13 protein-coding genes are annotated in these 15,852 nt (G+C 45.4%); 7 read left to right on the forward strand and 6 right to left on the reverse strand.

What is annotated here, in order from left to right; all coding sequences use genetic code 11:
* The first annotated feature begins 47 nt into the window (after nucleotides 1-47).
* Nucleotides 48-491: a hypothetical protein gene (locus AAER43_RS24745; RefSeq protein WP_001805248.1), complete on the forward strand. Its 444-nt coding sequence runs from the start codon at nucleotides 48-50 to the stop codon at nucleotides 489-491.
* Entirely contained in the window at nucleotides 478-759 is a 282-nt protein-coding gene (locus AAER43_RS24750; protein ID WP_000535423.1) for a hypothetical protein, read from the forward strand. Before AAER43_RS24745 ends, AAER43_RS24750 begins: the two co-directional genes overlap by 14 nt.
* 57 nt (nucleotides 760-816) lie before the next feature.
* Here AAER43_RS24750 and AAER43_RS24755 read toward each other — a convergent pair whose 3' ends face one another.
* On the reverse strand, nucleotides 817-1,443 hold the full coding sequence (locus AAER43_RS24755) for a hypothetical protein (protein WP_000966518.1): 627 nt from the start codon (nucleotides 1,441-1,443) through the stop codon (nucleotides 817-819).
* Nucleotides 1,444-1,815: 372 nt separating this feature from the next.
* Here AAER43_RS24755 and AAER43_RS24760 point away from each other — a divergent pair, with 372 nt between their 5' ends.
* Both AAER43_RS24760 and repHI2 read left to right on the forward strand, forming a co-directional pair.
* Nucleotides 1,816-4,272: an Ig-like domain-containing protein gene (locus AAER43_RS24760; RefSeq protein WP_001232713.1), complete on the forward strand. Its 2,457-nt coding sequence runs from the start codon at nucleotides 1,816-1,818 to the stop codon at nucleotides 4,270-4,272.
* Nucleotides 4,273-5,379: 1,107 nt separating this feature from the next.
* A complete protein-coding gene (gene repHI2, locus AAER43_RS24765) occupies nucleotides 5,380-6,468 on the forward strand; it encodes an IncHI-type plasmid replication initiator protein RepHI2 (RefSeq protein WP_000159528.1) in 1,089 nt (362 codons plus the stop codon).
* Nucleotides 6,469-8,545: 2,077 nt separating this feature from the next.
* On the opposite strand, the gene AAER43_RS24770 is transcribed toward repHI2, so the two are convergent.
* The 5 genes from AAER43_RS24770 to AAER43_RS24790 form a co-directional block, all read right to left on the reverse strand.
* Nucleotides 8,546-10,966, reverse strand: coding sequence for an Ig-like domain-containing protein (locus tag AAER43_RS24770; RefSeq protein ID WP_000681217.1), 2,421 nt, complete (start codon nucleotides 10,964-10,966; stop codon nucleotides 8,546-8,548).
* 464 nt (nucleotides 10,967-11,430) lie between these two features.
* Nucleotides 11,431-12,018, reverse strand: a complete 588-nt coding sequence (locus AAER43_RS24775) for a hypothetical protein (protein WP_000491820.1) — start codon at nucleotides 12,016-12,018, stop codon at nucleotides 11,431-11,433.
* A 43-nt stretch (nucleotides 12,019-12,061) separates the two neighbouring features.
* Nucleotides 12,062-12,325, reverse strand: a complete 264-nt coding sequence (locus tag AAER43_RS24780; protein WP_000149862.1) for a hypothetical protein — start codon at nucleotides 12,323-12,325, stop codon at nucleotides 12,062-12,064.
* A 93-nt stretch (nucleotides 12,326-12,418) separates the two neighbouring features.
* On the reverse strand, nucleotides 12,419-13,180 hold the full coding sequence (locus tag AAER43_RS24785) for a methyltransferase (protein ID WP_001167418.1): 762 nt from the start codon (nucleotides 13,178-13,180) through the stop codon (nucleotides 12,419-12,421).
* Between the two features lie 80 nt (nucleotides 13,181-13,260).
* Nucleotides 13,261-14,025, reverse strand: a complete 765-nt coding sequence (locus tag AAER43_RS24790) for a hypothetical protein (protein WP_000277498.1) — start codon at nucleotides 14,023-14,025, stop codon at nucleotides 13,261-13,263.
* Between the two features lie 331 nt (nucleotides 14,026-14,356).
* On the opposite strand from AAER43_RS24790, the gene AAER43_RS24795 reads away from it, so the two are divergent.
* The 3 genes from AAER43_RS24795 to AAER43_RS24805 all read left to right on the forward strand — a co-directional run bounded on the left by AAER43_RS24795 (nucleotide 14,357) and on the right by AAER43_RS24805 (nucleotide 15,832).
* Nucleotides 14,357-14,872, forward strand: coding sequence for a hypothetical protein (locus AAER43_RS24795; RefSeq protein WP_012695482.1), 516 nt, complete (start codon nucleotides 14,357-14,359; stop codon nucleotides 14,870-14,872).
* A 103-nt stretch (nucleotides 14,873-14,975) separates the two neighbouring features.
* Nucleotides 14,976-15,407, forward strand: a complete 432-nt coding sequence (locus AAER43_RS24800) for a hypothetical protein (RefSeq protein ID WP_001251242.1) — start codon at nucleotides 14,976-14,978, stop codon at nucleotides 15,405-15,407.
* A 236-nt stretch (nucleotides 15,408-15,643) separates the two neighbouring features.
* Nucleotides 15,644-15,832 (forward strand): hypothetical protein, encoded by a 189-nt coding sequence (locus tag AAER43_RS24805; RefSeq protein WP_001107529.1) that lies wholly within the window; start codon nucleotides 15,644-15,646, stop codon nucleotides 15,830-15,832.
* The last annotated feature ends 20 nt before the right edge of the window (nucleotides 15,833-15,852 follow it).

The following is a 15,852-nucleotide window of genomic DNA, read 5'->3' on the forward strand; positions in this document are numbered from 1 at the left end:
ATCCTGGTGCAGTTATTTAGAATGATATTTGAGGGATGGGGGACATTGTGATTAAAAGGCGTAACATTCGACGATCAGTTTATGGATTGCTTATTGTTCTTATCGCCGGAAATGTGTGGTTAGGCCTTAGAGCTGATAAAATTCATAAAGTGCGTTATCAGGATTTCTGGTCACCGGCAACTGTGATTAAAGTAACTGTAATGCCTTCAACGAATGAAATCCAGCTCAGTGGTAAAATCCCTAAATCGGTAAGAGTTTCAAACAATTATGTTGAGTACTCGTTACCGGGCACACTCTCGGACAAGACCATTTACCGAAGCGTGTTAGAAGATGAGATGCTCACTTTGCTTAATGCTGGAGGTCAACTTGAAGTTAAATACACTCTGGACAAGCAGACAAATCGAACTAAGGTATGCACTAAGTGCTTACGGGTGATTAAAGATATTAACCATCAATATTCAGCCACTGAGGTAAAGCATGGGCAGTCCTAAATTTGAAATTGCTGAGCAAATTAAAATGTGGATCGTTGTTTATCTAGTTTGCTTTTTAGCACTTTACTGTGTGTTAAGCGCTCTACATGCGCTTTATGATCCGCTAAATTTACCTGCCCTGACGTGGCCTATCAGCTGGTTCGTGGTGCCTGAAATGACAAGTTTTGGCAGTGCATTATTAGCTTTTGTCCTAACGCCAGGCCTTTGCTCTATAATTGCTGTTTTATTCGGTAAGTCTACCTTTAAAAAAGCTAAAACAAAAATATAGAGTTAATTAGATTGGTGGCTCAGGTTTATAAAACCTCTCACTAGAGAGGTTTATTTATTATTTTTGACTGAGATTAACAGCGTTTTCCATAAATGTATCAATAACAACCGTAAGAGACTGGCTGGTACCATGGCTATACTCAGGCCAAGGTAAAAAAGGATATGAAGAATACGCCATCAACATGATACTGGTTGGGCAACGCCAGTCCGTTGGAACACCTTTACTGTAATGGACAATCATAGCCGGGCGACTACAATCAATATCTCCAGCGTTTTTATCGAGTACGAAAGTAGCCAGAACGCCGGTGTCCTTCTGGGATACGAAAACAAGGCTGTCAGTAAAAATAAAGGCCATTAAGGAAGAGGCCAGGAAAGCGCCAGTAAATAAGGACTTCTTCTCTTTCCAAACGCGTCGAGCATATAACCCCATTAGCGCTACCGCTGAAACCATTCCGGACCACTGAGCACCCAAAGAAAAATCTGTTACTGTTTTAGATGTCATACTTTCATTAATAGTAATCATTGCGACAATGAATGGTGATGCAATTCCAAGTGTTGCTAGGACTATCAGCGATATTTCAGACCGGTTTTCTTTAGCGGATCCTTTACTTATTGCAGACATTGCTCTGAACATAACGAATGTACTGTTGAGCATCAGAAAACAGCATAAGAGCATGTATAACATTGGGTTTCCTCAACCTAGAAGTGATGGTTACCCTGTTATTTTACATAAATTTGACTCAACAGATGCTTTTAAAATCTCGCTTCCTTGAATTTAAAAACATATCAGCACAATTGGCAAACATAAAGGAGCAGCGTCTATCAAAAGTTACTTTTATGATTGGTTGAATACTCATTTTGAAGGCTAAAATCCAAAAAAGTGGGTACAAAAAGTTACTTTTGCGTCATCCAGATGCACTGCCGCCATTTTGCATTCTGTACGTTGGTTGCTTTCTCACTTGATGTCTCTTTTAACAGGCAAATTATCACTTTATCCGACCGGACCTTGTAGGCTGAATCCGTAGAATAAGGCTATAACCTATTCCCGGAGCATCATATGCGTAAAACTCTAATTGGCTGCATGGTTGCAACTGCCCTTGCTACTGTATCTTCGGCACATGCTCAGGTATTTAGCTACTCATTTACAGATACCAATAAGGCTGTTCGGAATATTAAGCCTGCAACACAAACATATCTTAATCCCGCTGGTGTTTTGACTCTGAACTTGATATCGGGTCTTGATCGGTACGAGCGAGTGACGGTCACACGAGACAGCGATAAAAAGGTTATGTATTCCTCCGTCTCGACCAAAACGAGCGTTGCAGATCGTATCGTTGCTGCCGATGGAACAGAATACTATGGAAAGGATATGGTTCTACCGGCGCTCGGAGAAGGGACCTTTACTGTAGTCAATGAAACTCTGGATATTCGCCAGACTGTAGTGAGCACATCTACTTATCATTTCATCGTTGATACAACTCCTCCACGCTATAAGAGTATTTATCCGAGTCAAAACGCAGGTTACGACATGGTACTTTCTGGGCCACTTTGGGAGTTGGGCCGAGGCGGTAGTGGCCAGTTTTCTATATTTGCAGACGGTATTGAGGATGCTAGTGGAATTGCCAAGATCCGTCTTGTCATTAAACGAAGTAATGGTTCTGTGGTCTCCGACAATAACCTGAGTTATGACACAGCCAATAAACGTGCGTTCTATCCGTGGATTAAAGATATGAACACCCAGGCTGGCATGCCCTCAAGTGATCTTGATGAAGAATTCACCTTCAATTTCATCGTTACGGACCTGGCAGGAAATACGCTTAACATTCCTCCCCAGCGGTTTTTATATGACGATCAAATGGGAGAATTTACGCCATTTGCAGTTCATGACTCACGTGTAAGCACCAGTGTTGTACCCGGCATTTCTTCGGGATACGTCCCGTTTAAACGAGGCCTTACAGTGCTGGAAAACCCCTACAAGTTGGTTATACGTATCCCAAGAACTAACTGGAAGCCATATCGAAATGGTGGCATGAGCATTACCAATAACTATGGCGGAGTACAGGTCCTTTCCGAAGATGCCACCTATGTCTACGTGGAAGTTAAGCTGCCACAGGGTGCCTTAGATGGAAACTACTATAGACCTGTGAATACATATCAATGGTCTGGAGGAGATCTTGGTCAGTATGCCAGCTGGCTCAACTGGGATCCTGCCTCTGTAAAGAGTCCGGCTTGGGGAAGTTCACCCATAGAACGACAAAAGGCTGATGGAACATGGTTCAACAGCGTAAACTGGAACCTGTTCAAGGCATCTGATATGCCTATAAAACTTACTAATATCCGGTTCAATGTACAGGCTAGGCCATATGATCAAAAAATCACTGGCGGAGCAACATGCAGTATTCCAGCTGGCTCAACAACCTGTACCGTCTCTTTGCCCCAGGATATTATAAATGGCACTACCGGCTATCTTCATAGTGGCTATGAAGTAAGGTCAACCACCGAAGCAACCTTCTTTGCCCCTATATGGGAGAATATAGCCTGGCATACACTGGGTCCCTCCGTCACTGGATTTGATTACATTGAAACCACCAACATTCTCCAGGTTTACGTGAATCAACCTGGAGATGGTTCATATTTCGACCATGTTTATGTAAATCGAGTTTGGTTGTCAGATAAAAACCGTAACAACGCAGAAATAAGCGTAACCGGCAAACAAACAGGTAGAAATATGGCGTCTGGGAACTACACGTATGAGTTCAACATGAAAGAGGTACCAGAAGGCAGTTATAACGTGGTAATTAATGCCCAAGATACATTCAACAATACCGGTAACCTCCCTTATCAAACTGTTGTCGTTGATAATACAGCACCATCTGTAAGTATTAGCTACGAAGGAAAACCGATCAGCAAAAACGTAACAGTATATGGGCTGGAGAACGTCCGTATACAGCTCACCGATGCTCTAACTAAACCATCCTTAAGCCGTATGACTCTTCGCGGTGGCCCTGTTTCTGATGCGGTGGAATTGTCTTGGGTGAATCTGGGAAACAACCTGTATGCACCTAATTATCCCAAGATCTTTCCGTCTCTTAATGAAGGCGAAACATACACTCTCACAGTTCAGGCCAAAGATGAGATGAACAACGTTAAAGAAAGCTCAGTCGAATTTAACTACCTTCCAAACAATCTCGTCAGGCTAGAGAATCTGAAAACCTTAGCTGTCAATGCTTCTCTCAAAACATCTGACAATACTCCTCTGGCTGTTCTGTATGCCAGCCAGCTGCGTAAAAAGGATGGTTCAATCGCTACAGGGCTTCAGGACGCAGTGCTTACTGTCCGTAAGGACGCTGCATTCGGCGTGACTGTAAATGGTGTTTCTGCGATGCCAGGTGAAAGCAAAGAGCTTCAACTGGATTTGGGGCTCGGGGACAGCCGTAGCTTTCCTATTTTCCCTGCTGTATCCGGCCTTACAGGCAGATCTGAGTTCATGATTAACATTGAAGAATTAAAATAAAGCAGGGCTGTTTTGCTGAAGCACAACGGCCGTCTTCTGATGCGCCGTAGCCCATGTTGTTGCAAATCAGTCCGACGTTCATTGCGTAAGTAACGCTTACTGCGGACCATGGTAGTGATTAGACTCACTACCATGGTCATTTCACCACATATCTTCTCTGCATTGCTCTTGTTGGGCAGACTAGTAACTCGTCACTAAATTGCAGCTTTTGTCTTGCTAAGTCGCTGGTATAACTGCACTACGAAATCGTCAAAAGATTTTATCCCTCATGTAGATCCAATAAATGATCCCAAAGGTGCCAGAGAGTACAAAGAAGATCCCGGTACGCTGTAGGCCGCATGGTTACTGGGCTGGAGCATTGTCACTGACAACAGTAGCGACATAAGTGACAACGGGAGTGACTTAAAAGACAATGGTAGAGACTATTTCGACGTTGGTAATGATTTTAAGTGACAATGGTAGTGAGGTTAGACTTAAACTTCCACTGTAAGGTAAGGTGACTCGCATTATTTAAATAAATTATTACTTTCAATTACTTGCGACACGAGTCTGCATGTATGCTTCTATTTCTCAAAAATTTATCCACCGAAAATGCCTGTGGCTGTGATTTAGCTTTGACGACAGTTTTTATCAGGGAGGCAAGTTGAGACCTGTATAAGAACTAAGCATTTATTTATCCCCATTTTCCACAAGGTAGTTCCAATAATTAGTACCTTAGTGTTCCTGATAGATCAAAAGAGATCCCCGCTGCCTCCAGGCCAGACGGCACAAGGCCTGAGACGTGATCAGTGACAACAGTAGTGATTATTTTGACATTGGTAGTGATTATTATAACGTTGGTAATGAGTTTTTTGACATCAGTAGTGATCAGAGCGACAATAGTAGTGACTTTTCATTAGATCTTTTTAACTTGATCTGATCCGTTGTTGATAAGAGTTGCAGGTCATTGTATGCAAAGAGTTTTTGCCAAGTTTTAATGAGTGGAGTCGTTTTTTTAGGTAGAACTTATGCACAGATATGGATCATCACAATGATCCATCCAGTGACATAGAGTTCGCTGGGGCTTACTATTCACCAATCTGTTTACACATTCAGTGATAACTTATTATGACTAAAGAGAAAGATACTGAGCAGCAGGACCTGGTCACCAGGGCTTTCTCTGTTAGAGAGAAAGAATCAGGTAAAGACATCATTTTGCGTCCTAACAGCAACCGTACGGTGCAGTCTATTGCTTTGATGCGGCTCGGGCTGTTCGTCCCATCACCAAAGAGTGTGGGGCGTCAAAATCGGGAATATAAAACGGTTGGCTTTGACGCAACGAAAGAGTTACAGACGCTCTCTTTAATGGAGAGCGAGGGGTTCACCAATATTTCAATTGTCGGTGAGCGTCTTGATATGTCAGTAGATTTTAAGACGTGGATGGGCATCATTCGAACCTATGCCAATCATCCGATTAACAATGACACGATAAGCTTAAAATTCACTGAATTCCTCAAGCTATGTACGCCTGAAAATTATCGCTCATCTACAGCGTCCAGAAAACGTATAGACGCCTCCTTACGCAGGTTAGCATCCGTTACCTTGTCGTTCACCAGTAATAACTCGTCCAAAGTCTATACAACGCATCTGGTACAGTCTGCCCTGTTAGACCCGGAATCAGATCAGGTTGTCCTTCAGGTTGATCCTAAGATTTTCGAGCTCTATCAATACGATCATAAGGTTTTGATGCAGCTGAAGGCAATTAAGGAGTTGGCCAAGAAGGAAAGCGCCCAGGCTCTCTATACGTTCATAGAGTCATTACCGCCAAATCCTATACCGATATCCCTTACTCGGCTGAAAAATCGTCTGAACCTCAAAACACGAGCAAATAGTCAGAATGCTACCGTGAGAAAGGCTCTTGAAGAGTTGGCATCGATAGGATACCTCCAGTACACCGAAATTAAGAAAGACGGAAAAGTATACTTCCAGATTCATAAGCGGGATCCCGATCTGAATTTGAACAATACTCAGCCTCCTTTAGAAGTGGTTGAAGATGAAGAAGAGAACTCAGGGTCTTCTGTTTTAGAAGGTGAGTTATGCCCACCAGCTGACCCGATAGACGGCGATGATGTTCTTACCGTCCATGATTTAACCGCTGAAGAACTGCGCTATATTCGTAGTCTTCGAAGCCAGAAAAAGAACAGCAACGCCAGCTAAAGTTAACCCGGCGGTTCAGGCTCCGGGTGCTAAATTACTTCTTCGATTTTCGTTAGTCCCAGCCCGCTCTTTCACGTCAACGGTAATGAGTCAAAAGTCATTACCGTTGTCATTGTTCTCTACCACCCTATGTAGATCGAGATTGCGAATTCAACGCTTTCTCCTGAGTCACCTGTTAACACCCGGTTTCTACGCTTTACTTCATTGGCCAGTACATCCAACGGAAAATATCGTAACGGGGTGACAATGGCAGTGAGTTGACCCACTCACTACCATCGACATTCAAATCCCGGCTTCTCTGGTAGCTATAGTGACAATGGTAATGATGTGTACCTTACTGGCATTGTCATTGTCCTCCGAGTGTGCGTTCAGCTTTGGGAGGACACCGGAACTTAATGCGGCGAGTCACGGCCATTGTGAATCTCGATTGGATTGGCGAATACGGCTTCCGGTTGGGCCAGATGTCAATGGTTATGCTTCATCCAGCTCATTACTGTAGTCATTGCCGTTCAGCTGAGCTGATGCTCCTCTCATTCTATGTGGCGACAACGGTAGTGAGCCCAGAAAGTGACTACCGTTGTCATGGCCGTCCAGTAGAGCGGGTCAACCTCTTAAATCACAGGGTGACAACGGTATTGAGCCCAGAAAGTCACTACCGTTGTCATGGACGTCTGGTTAAGCGGATCTACCTCTCAATTCACAGGGTGACAATGGTAGTGAGCCCAGCAAGTCACTACCGTTGTCATAGTCGTCCCGTTGAGCAGATCAACCTCTTAACTTACAGGATGACAACGGTAGTGAGCCTATTAAGTCATTACCGTTGTCATTGCCATCCAGAAGAGCGGATGATCCTCTCAATTCATACGGCGACAATGGCACTGAGCCCAGCAAGTCACTTCCGTTGTCATAGCCTTCCAGAAGAGCAGATGAGCCTCTTAATTAACAGGGTGACAACGGTAGTGAGCTCATTAAGTCATTACTATTGTCATGGCCGTACAGCTGAGCTGATCATCCTCTCAATTCACACGCCGACAATGGTAGTGAGCTATTAAAGTCACTACCATTGTCATAGACGTCCAGTTAAGTGGACCATCCTCTCAATACACACGGTGACAACGGTAGTGAGCCATTAGAATCACTACCGTTGTCATTGCTTTTCAGGTGCACTGATAAGGCTCTCAATAGACACGACGACAATGGCAGTGAGCAATTAGAGTCACTTCCGTTGTCATTGCTTTCAGCTGAGCTGATAAGGTACGTCATTTACACGATGACAATGGCAGTGAGCCAATCGAGTCACTACCGTTGTTAATGCCGACCAACCGAGGGAAGGGTCCGCTCAAAGAACTGAGTGACAACAGTAGTGAGATCATCCAATCACTACCATTGTCAGCTTAAACCTGTAGGACGAAGAGGCTTGTCCGATAAAATGACGACAATGGAAATGAGCCTATCCATCACTACCACTGTCATTAAAGTCCAGCGGTTCAACGTTAATCAGTAGCTCCGGATGACAATGGTTGTGAGTCAGGCAATTCCCAAGCATTAAGTGACAGCAGCGTAACACCTCTAAGCTCACTCCTGTTGTCAGGGGTTAGGGTATTGAGTCTCTACCGTCGTCAGTGTTTCTGAGACACCAGTATTGCAGATCACTACAATTGTCACTTAAGTATCGACGGGGGAATAGATGCAAGTGACTGGCTAACCAGTACCAGTTTAGATTCAAAACGATCCCATCTTTGTGGATGCACTTGAGTAAGCTCGTATGACGATATGTCAGAGAAGTGACAACGGGAGTGAGTTGCCGGACTCACTACCGTTGTCATCCCCGGTTGAAGGAAGAGGATCCCCGGGGCTGTATATTTACCGGGTATCCTTACTCAAGGGTTTCGACACTCACTCCCATTGTCGTAATCAACGAGTGTGCATTGTCTTTTAAAAGCATCGCTGGAAACGTACGATTAAAGTAACTTTTCTTTCGGTTCTTCCTTGCGAATCTCTGAAGACGTACTGGCTGATCGGAGTCAAGGAGGGCAGTAAAATTGAAGCCGTCAGTTTTACTGTCGGCTCCGGGTAGTTACTTCAACTCGTCGATCTGAATCATGAATTCTGAGGTGCCAACTTTCCCATTTTCGGAAGGATAAACGGGTAACAGAAGATTATCCCCCTGGCCCATATCTATTTGCACCTCAACTGACTCACCTGGAGCCGCCTGTGCCCCGTTAAATTTAATACCGAAGGCTGCATCCTTCCGCACAGTCAGCGTTGCGTTCTGGACCCCTTTAGCAATTTCTCCATTTGTCTTACGCAGAACGTTAGTGGACAGGTACGCAAGGGGTACGCCATCTGTCGTTTTGAGAGGCGAACTGACCGATAATGTGCGTAGATTATGTAACTGCACAAGGTTATTCGGTAGATAACTGAACTTCTGAGTATAGGTTTTGGTATTCGACTGACTATCGGCAACTGTTACGCTAATTGAATAATTTTCAGATGGTTCGAAATTTGGGAACAGCCTCGGATACTCAGGCATGTATGTATCTTTGCCTGCCGGTGACCACGTAAGCTCAACGTTATCAGCTGTGGGGCCACCTACGAGCTGAAGACGGGTTATCCTCGGGGTTGTCAGATTATCTGCCAGAGCGATCCTGAGGTTCTCCAGGCCGTACACTACCGTATCGTCTTTTACCGGCTTTCCGTCGAATGTTATGGCCACTGTCGGAGGAGTGTTATCCAGAGCAATTTCTCCGAAAGTTTTATTGGTCTGGTTCTGGAAGAAGTCCCTGATGTTGACCTCAACGTTGTATTTTCCTTCAGACTGACGGGATAAATCATAAGCAATCGTGTAGTTACCTGAGATACGAGATTTGATTACGCCTGTGGGTGACATCCGGGTACCGGTGTTCTTATCGGAAAGATAAAATTCCCTCAATGAGACCGAGTCGAACCAGTTACCATCGCCTTCAAGTGACGCCAGTACATCCAGCTGCTTGTTAGTCTCGTCATATGATATCGAGTTTATTACCGGCAGTTGTTTATTGTTCCAGCGTGTCATAATCCATTGCTCAGACCGCAAAATGGGATTGCTGATGCTGCGAACGAAGTAAAGGATCCTATTGTAGCCCTGGGTACCCAAGGCCATATCAAACGTCTCAGGCGCTTCACACGAGGTTTTTCCTGCCGGAATGGTGCAGGTCGCCTTACCGCCGATCTCTTGTGCAAAGGGCCGGGCTTCAACGTTAAAACGAAGTCGGGAAATTTTAATTGGCAGTCGTGATGAAGCCACACTCTCAAAATCCTTCCACTTAACCCAGTTCCCCTTATCATCGAGGAAATCTACCCAGGTACCCGCAAATGCAGGCGTTTGGTTTGCAGATGGGTTTAGAACGAGGCTGTATGACGGATAATACCCTCCCCACTGGCCAAAGTTCGCCATACGAGCCATATCCCCATTAATTGAGCCATAGGGAAGAGTCATTTCAACATAAGCATAAGTGCTGTCTACAGCTATCTCTTTGGGGGCGGAATATTGATTGATGAACTGAAGCCCACCTTCTGAATAAGCACGGTAGTTAGATTTTGGGATCCGGTAGACTAATCGAATAGGGTTTTCGTTAACGACCATACCGGCTTTGTAAGCCGGATAATTAGAAACCCCGGGTACGACGCTGGAAGACGTATTTGGATCATGAACGGCCCACAGTGTCATCTCACCCAGCGTGTTGTCGTAGCGAAATTTTTGAGTTGGCAGCGTTCGGCTATTACCTGCGTTATCGAAGATAACAACTTTTGCAGTAAAGTCTTCATCCAGGTTGCTGTCTGGTATTCCGGTTCCCTTAACTGAATTCTTAGAGTAAGTGTGGTACATCTTTTGGCCGGATACGTCATACTGCATCTGTGTAGTGCTGTAGAGGCTACCGTCCTGCCTGTAAATATATATTAGGCCCTTATCAATACCATTTGCATCACTTACGCCCGAAGAGGTGAAGTCATACTGCCCCGTTGCCTCTAATCCAAGCTTCCACACGTCACCAGCGGTAGAGCCAGAACCAGTATTAGCGGTAAGAGCATTTGCCGCTGGAGGGGTGACATCAATTAGCCAGTTATAGTTATAGGTCGCTACAGGCTTCTGATTGAGATCTAACACGTTTATCTGAACGACAAATTTGCCTTCACCCAAAGCAGGCAAAGTTACTTTTTTGCCGTAGAACTCACTACCGTCAGCAGCTGTTAGTCGGTCTGATACACCCGTCCGTGTAGTCGTAGTATTAAGAATGACAGTTCCAGTGTCTTTCGTGACTTTGACATTAACGAAACGATCAAGACCTGAAATAAGTGTCAAAGTTACCGGTGATGCCGGATTAAGCATAAGACGAGAAGACGGGGCGTGGATCTCAATACCGTTCGTGTCTTTAAAGGCCGATTCATATATCTGAGCTGGGGCCTGAACAGACATACCGAGTCCGGCTACAGCAGTAATAAAAGCGAGATGTTTCATTCTTATTCCCCTTTAGGTTTGGTGTTATTTTAAGCTTTTCCTAAAGGTCACTATGTTCGTAAAAGTATAAAAAACTTCTCCATATGGTGCTCGAAATTACAAATCTATAATTTGCCTTTCGACAAACCTTATTGTGCGTTCAGGACGGAAATCTTTCTTTTTGGAATTACATCTGACATTTCTGTGGTGTCCAAACTGGCAACGATTGCAAAACTTATAACATTAGCCTGAAACTATCGGCATCCACATATCGCATTAAGTGATGCTTTTACTTTGTGTAAAAAAGAATCAGGATAAATTAGGTATGTCAGATATAAATGCGTTAACGGACGGCATATATGAATCAAAACCTGGCGGCATTACGCCACCAGTCGAGAGGGGAGTGAACCTCAGTCAGTACGTCTACCTTCGTTCCGCAAGGCGCTTCTTGTTGTGAATTACAAACTGCCCTGGCGAGAACTGCATCATTTCACCCCTAGCAACACACGTGCCTCTTCAACGGTTTGCCAAGAAGGCATTGCTACGCCAGATTGAGTGCCGTTGCCCCTGCGCTCACCTGTGTCACATTCTACATAAAGACGCATCAGCATCGCTTCTGTTTCAGCGGCCCGGCTATTATCCATTACCAGTTCTGCTGCGCGTCGTAGCTGTTCTGGAATGTCATTCCACATTCCCGCACCACTTCTGTCTTTGTTAGTGAGCAAGTCTTCAATAGCAGATGAAGCCATGTTAAGCAGGTCAGCCGAAACTAAAGGCATCGGCGGGGCGGTATAGAGGATTCGACGTCTTCCGCGTCTGTCTGGATCGTATTTATCATAAAAAGCTTTGTTCACATCTTCCCAGTGCCACTGAAGTTGCCCGGTTGCGTCATGGTGGCAAAACTCGCACTGATAAACAGGCGCAATCGACATAACTGCCTTTCCAATACGTGCCAGTACAGCAACTTCGTCAGCTCTGAGACTCATTGCTTCGCTTGGGTTACTACCCTCGGCAAATTCCAAAATTTGTTCAATACGTTCTGGTGTGAAAGTGGTCATAGGCTTTGAAAACATATTTTTCCAGTTGTGCTTACCATATCATCAGGCATTAGGAGCGTTAGCGAATAATTAACAGGTCAGGACCAAAACTAAATCCTTCCCCCATACGGTCTTCATGACGGGAGACATATGCCTTACCGTATTTCTCCAGATCCTGTAAGCGATCTTTTGCCAGATTCCACGAGTATTCCTGGCCCCACACGGGTCCGTCACGCCCGTCAAAGCGGTCAGGTTTACAATTTGCTTTCAGAAGAGCGTAGACATGCTCCACCGTGGGTAGCTGCAAAGCACTATTAGCCTGAGAAACGGCAGTATGCGTCATTTCTGTTCACTCTTTATTGATTTAGTCAGTTAAGCCGGTCAGGTAACTTTAACCGGCTACTCGTATTAAGATTTCTTTCCGGTTGCTTGTCAGTTAGCGGCGAAGATCAATTTCAAGGCGGGCTGTTTTGACCTTTGTTCCGGACTCCCTAAATGTATCATCCGGAAGAGGCGAAATTTGTCCGCCAAGTTGTTTGACTCGCTCCCTGAGCGCTTTTGTCAGTGTGTCTTCCCGGAACAATACCCCAGCTGACAGAATGGCCTGTAAGCGACCTCGCTTAGCGAGCATTGCGATGGCATGCATGACTTGTTTAACGTCAGAGCGTTTAAGGAATGGTGGATTCATAACGATAACATCAAAAGTTTCATCGGGCTGGTACCCAAGAAAGTCGGTATGCACCAGCTCGACTCCTGTGCTAAGGACACTATCGTTCTTCACTGCAAGGAATCGCTCATCGTTCAATTCGATCCCGGTAATCAATGCATCCGGAGCCGCCAGTTTTAAGGCTTTCAGAATGCGGCCATCACCAAACTCTGGCTCCAGTACACGCTCCCCGGCAGCTGGTTCAGCGCGTAGAACCATATCTGTGACTAAATTCTCAGGTGTAGGGAAGAAATTGAACAGATCTCGTGGGATGTCAACCGAACCTGTCAGAATGATTTGCTCGATACGCTCAGCTGCATCCGCCGTAAAAATATGTGCCTGCTCTTTTCGGTTCCATTTGCCACCGGCGGCTTCGAGCACTTTGTTTGTCTTAACATAAATGCTGCGGTCGAGCTGGTCGGCCAGGAAAAGAAAGTTCCCTTCAGCACGGCAGCGAGATAAGACGTTCAGAACTTCAGTTGAGATTTGCATTAAAACTCCATTAAGAGGATTTACCCGCCTGGCGGCAGCGGGTTGGTTACTTAAACGGGACAATTCAGATTTGGCCTTGGTTAGTCGGCAGACAACAGCAGGGATGGGCTGTTATAAGAGAAGCGGTCAACGGGAGCCTTATCAAATCGCTGACCGCTTGCATCAGGGGTCAGAACGAGTCCGTTATGGGCGCAATGAATGTGGAGCAACATATCCCCGCCGGTGTTGATGTGTAAGGCAGGCACACCCTGATCGATTTCGAACATGACACCAAAACAGGGGTTACCTTCCTTGTTAACAACTTCACAGTGGATGTTATGTTGGCCGGTAACGCTGACCTGATAGGCCTGACTGTCCTCTTCTGGCAGTGTTTCCTCCTCCAGGCGCCAGTCCTGAAGTGTGAGGCTAATTTCAGGGGTGTCATGCTCTTTCTGAAGAGCCTGGATACCTTTACGGAACAGCTGCATCATTTCAGGAGTAAGGCAGTCTTCCTCAGCTCCAAAATGTTCTTTCCAGCCTTCAGGATCTGCATACATCCAGACGTTTTTAGCGAGCGAAGGTAAGGAAGCATCAGGCTCTACAAGGAGGTGAGGGATGTTCTCTTTGATTCCGAGATAACGTACCGGCTGGCCATTAAGCGGTAACCCATCCGACACTGTAACTTCTGTTCCTGGCAAGACGACGCTGTTTACCAGACCTCCACAATGTTCGGCCACCACGCGGCCTAAATCTGCCATAAACATCCGATGCTTTTCTGGTGAGTCCAGCTCACCAAGGAGTTCAGGTTTAAGCAGTAAACCGGTAATAATCTCAGTCAGTTCACGAGGAGATACTAATTTATACATTTTGTTTTCCTTTTCTGTGTTGGCTTTATATTACCAATCCAGATGCACGAGCTAATAACCTCCAGACAACTTTTTCAAAAATTATTTACTTAAAGCAGGGTGCTAATATGCGCAAGAAATGAATTTAGGAAGGACGGCTTCAAATTTAACTTTTTGGTTTTTTATTTTAGACGGACTTTAAAATAGCATCGTTGATAAAATAATAAACATGGTTTGTTTTTTTGTTTGTATTGACAATCAAATGGGTATAAATTAATTTACTTACATGGCGTATATTTAACGCCACCGCCCCGGCGGCACCGGGCATAAAAGGAAAACCATTTTGAAACCGATGCTCAAAAAAGATTTTTTTTCAGCTATTGAAAACCTTCTCAAAGCTGGCTTTCAACCTCGCTTTTACACTGTTAACAGTGGCCGAATCGGTCTCATTACATTCACTGATAAAAATGGAACAAAACAGGTCGAACAGGTTTATTCCTGCACTTCTTTAGCCGCCAATACTTTTGGAAAGCGCTTCACCACTTGGTTAGAAGAAATTTTTCAAAAGCATAATGAAGAAAAAGTAGCTGATTCCGGGTTCGAGGTTGGTAGCCGTGTCTGGGATAAATTGATGTATACGTTGCGCACCATTTCAGAAATTCGTGCCGGGGGGGTGCTGGTGCTGGATAACGGTGCACAGCGTACACTGGATGAAGTGCAAAAAACGGCACCTGAAACAAACCAGGTGGAGCCAAAGGAAATCTCTTCACTTCAGGAGCTGCTGAACGCTTCCAAAAATCTGGAGCCGACTTCGCCTGAGCTAATTGCGGCTCTTAATGAGGCTCTGTCAACCGCCATAAAACGGTGAATGCAACGGCAGTCTGGCACATCAGGCCTTGTCAGAGATTAGGCCTGAAAAGCACTTACGTACCGATATAACACCTAATTCCCCTCTAAGGAGATTGCCCTAAATGGCGATGAATAAAAAAGAACAAGCCGCGTATGATGAGCTGGTGGCACAGGCCAGAATAAACCGCGCTTTACGCTGGTCTGACTATGGCGTTGAACGCGATATGCCCGTACCAGAGGTCTCGGGGGAATACCAAAACGGCTGGAGCTTCAACACCGCCACTGGCACTGTTTATCCGACATGGAGCGGAACTACGGTTCACGGCACACGGGAAGAGGGAGAGGTTGTCGATGCAACCTCCCGCCGCATGCGAGGCATGAATGGTAGCCAGAACGGCATACCACAATACAGCACCAAAGAACGCGCCCTGAAGGCATTACGCTGTTCGCTTGAAATCAAGTTTGCCATGCAGCTGGATGCCATAGATAAAGCTATCGCAAAAGAAATAGAGCTGTCCACCGCTCGCCGGGAGAGCGATACATCAGATGCCTAGCGGTAAACCATCAATTCAGGCCCGTGATCAGAGGGGCCTTAACGCCCTGAAAGAGGCGGTTCCAGCGACGGCACAACTACAGATGCGGGTTACCCCTGAACGTAAACTGCGTTACGTCAATCAGGCAAAGGCCGAAGGTCTGGGTCTAACAGACTGGGTCCAAAAGCATATGGATAACGTGTGTGATCTGGCAGGCCAGCCTGAAATAACCATGTACAAAGATGATGGAGAAACAAGTGGCCAAAAATAACAACAGTCTCAAACAGCATGTCTTCAATATGCTGTCGGCTGGCAGCGAACTTAAAGAAGTGAAGCGTTTTCTCACCAGCAAGCGAGTTAAAGCCCGCCTGGCAGTGTCAATGATCCACGAGCAGGCGATTGCTGTGCAGAACACTGAATACCAGAATTATCCGGCTTATAGCTAACTGGTAACAACAATTACAGA

This window comes from Enterobacter sp. FUJ80071, from assembly GCF_038739915.1.
In the GTDB taxonomy this organism is placed as follows: Bacteria; Pseudomonadota; Gammaproteobacteria; order Enterobacterales; family Enterobacteriaceae; genus Enterobacter; species Enterobacter kobei.

Coding starts and splice junctions, on each gene's coding strand:
- AAER43_RS24780 (WP_000149862.1), bottom strand. CDS start 12,325: ATGACGCATACTGCCGTTTCTCAGGCTAATAGTGCTTTGCAGCTACCC.
- AAER43_RS24795 (WP_012695482.1), top strand. CDS start 14,357: ATGCTCAAAAAAGATTTTTTTTCAGCTATTGAAAACCTTCTCAAAGCT.
- AAER43_RS24750 (WP_000535423.1), top strand. CDS start 478: ATGGGCAGTCCTAAATTTGAAATTGCTGAGCAAATTAAAATGTGGATC.
- repHI2 (WP_000159528.1), top strand. CDS start 5,380: ATGACTAAAGAGAAAGATACTGAGCAGCAGGACCTGGTCACCAGGGCT.
- AAER43_RS24775 (WP_000491820.1), bottom strand. CDS start 12,018: ATGTTTTCAAAGCCTATGACCACTTTCACACCAGAACGTATTGAACAA.
- AAER43_RS24760 (WP_001232713.1), top strand. CDS start 1,816: ATGCGTAAAACTCTAATTGGCTGCATGGTTGCAACTGCCCTTGCTACT.
- AAER43_RS24785 (WP_001167418.1), bottom strand. CDS start 13,180: ATGCAAATCTCAACTGAAGTTCTGAACGTCTTATCTCGCTGCCGTGCT.
- AAER43_RS24755 (WP_000966518.1), bottom strand. CDS start 1,443: ATGTTATACATGCTCTTATGCTGTTTTCTGATGCTCAACAGTACATTC.
- AAER43_RS24800 (WP_001251242.1), top strand. CDS start 14,976: ATGGCGATGAATAAAAAAGAACAAGCCGCGTATGATGAGCTGGTGGCA.
- AAER43_RS24770 (WP_000681217.1), bottom strand. CDS start 10,966: ATGAAACATCTCGCTTTTATTACTGCTGTAGCCGGACTCGGTATGTCT.
- AAER43_RS24790 (WP_000277498.1), bottom strand. CDS start 14,025: ATGTATAAATTAGTATCTCCTCGTGAACTGACTGAGATTATTACCGGT.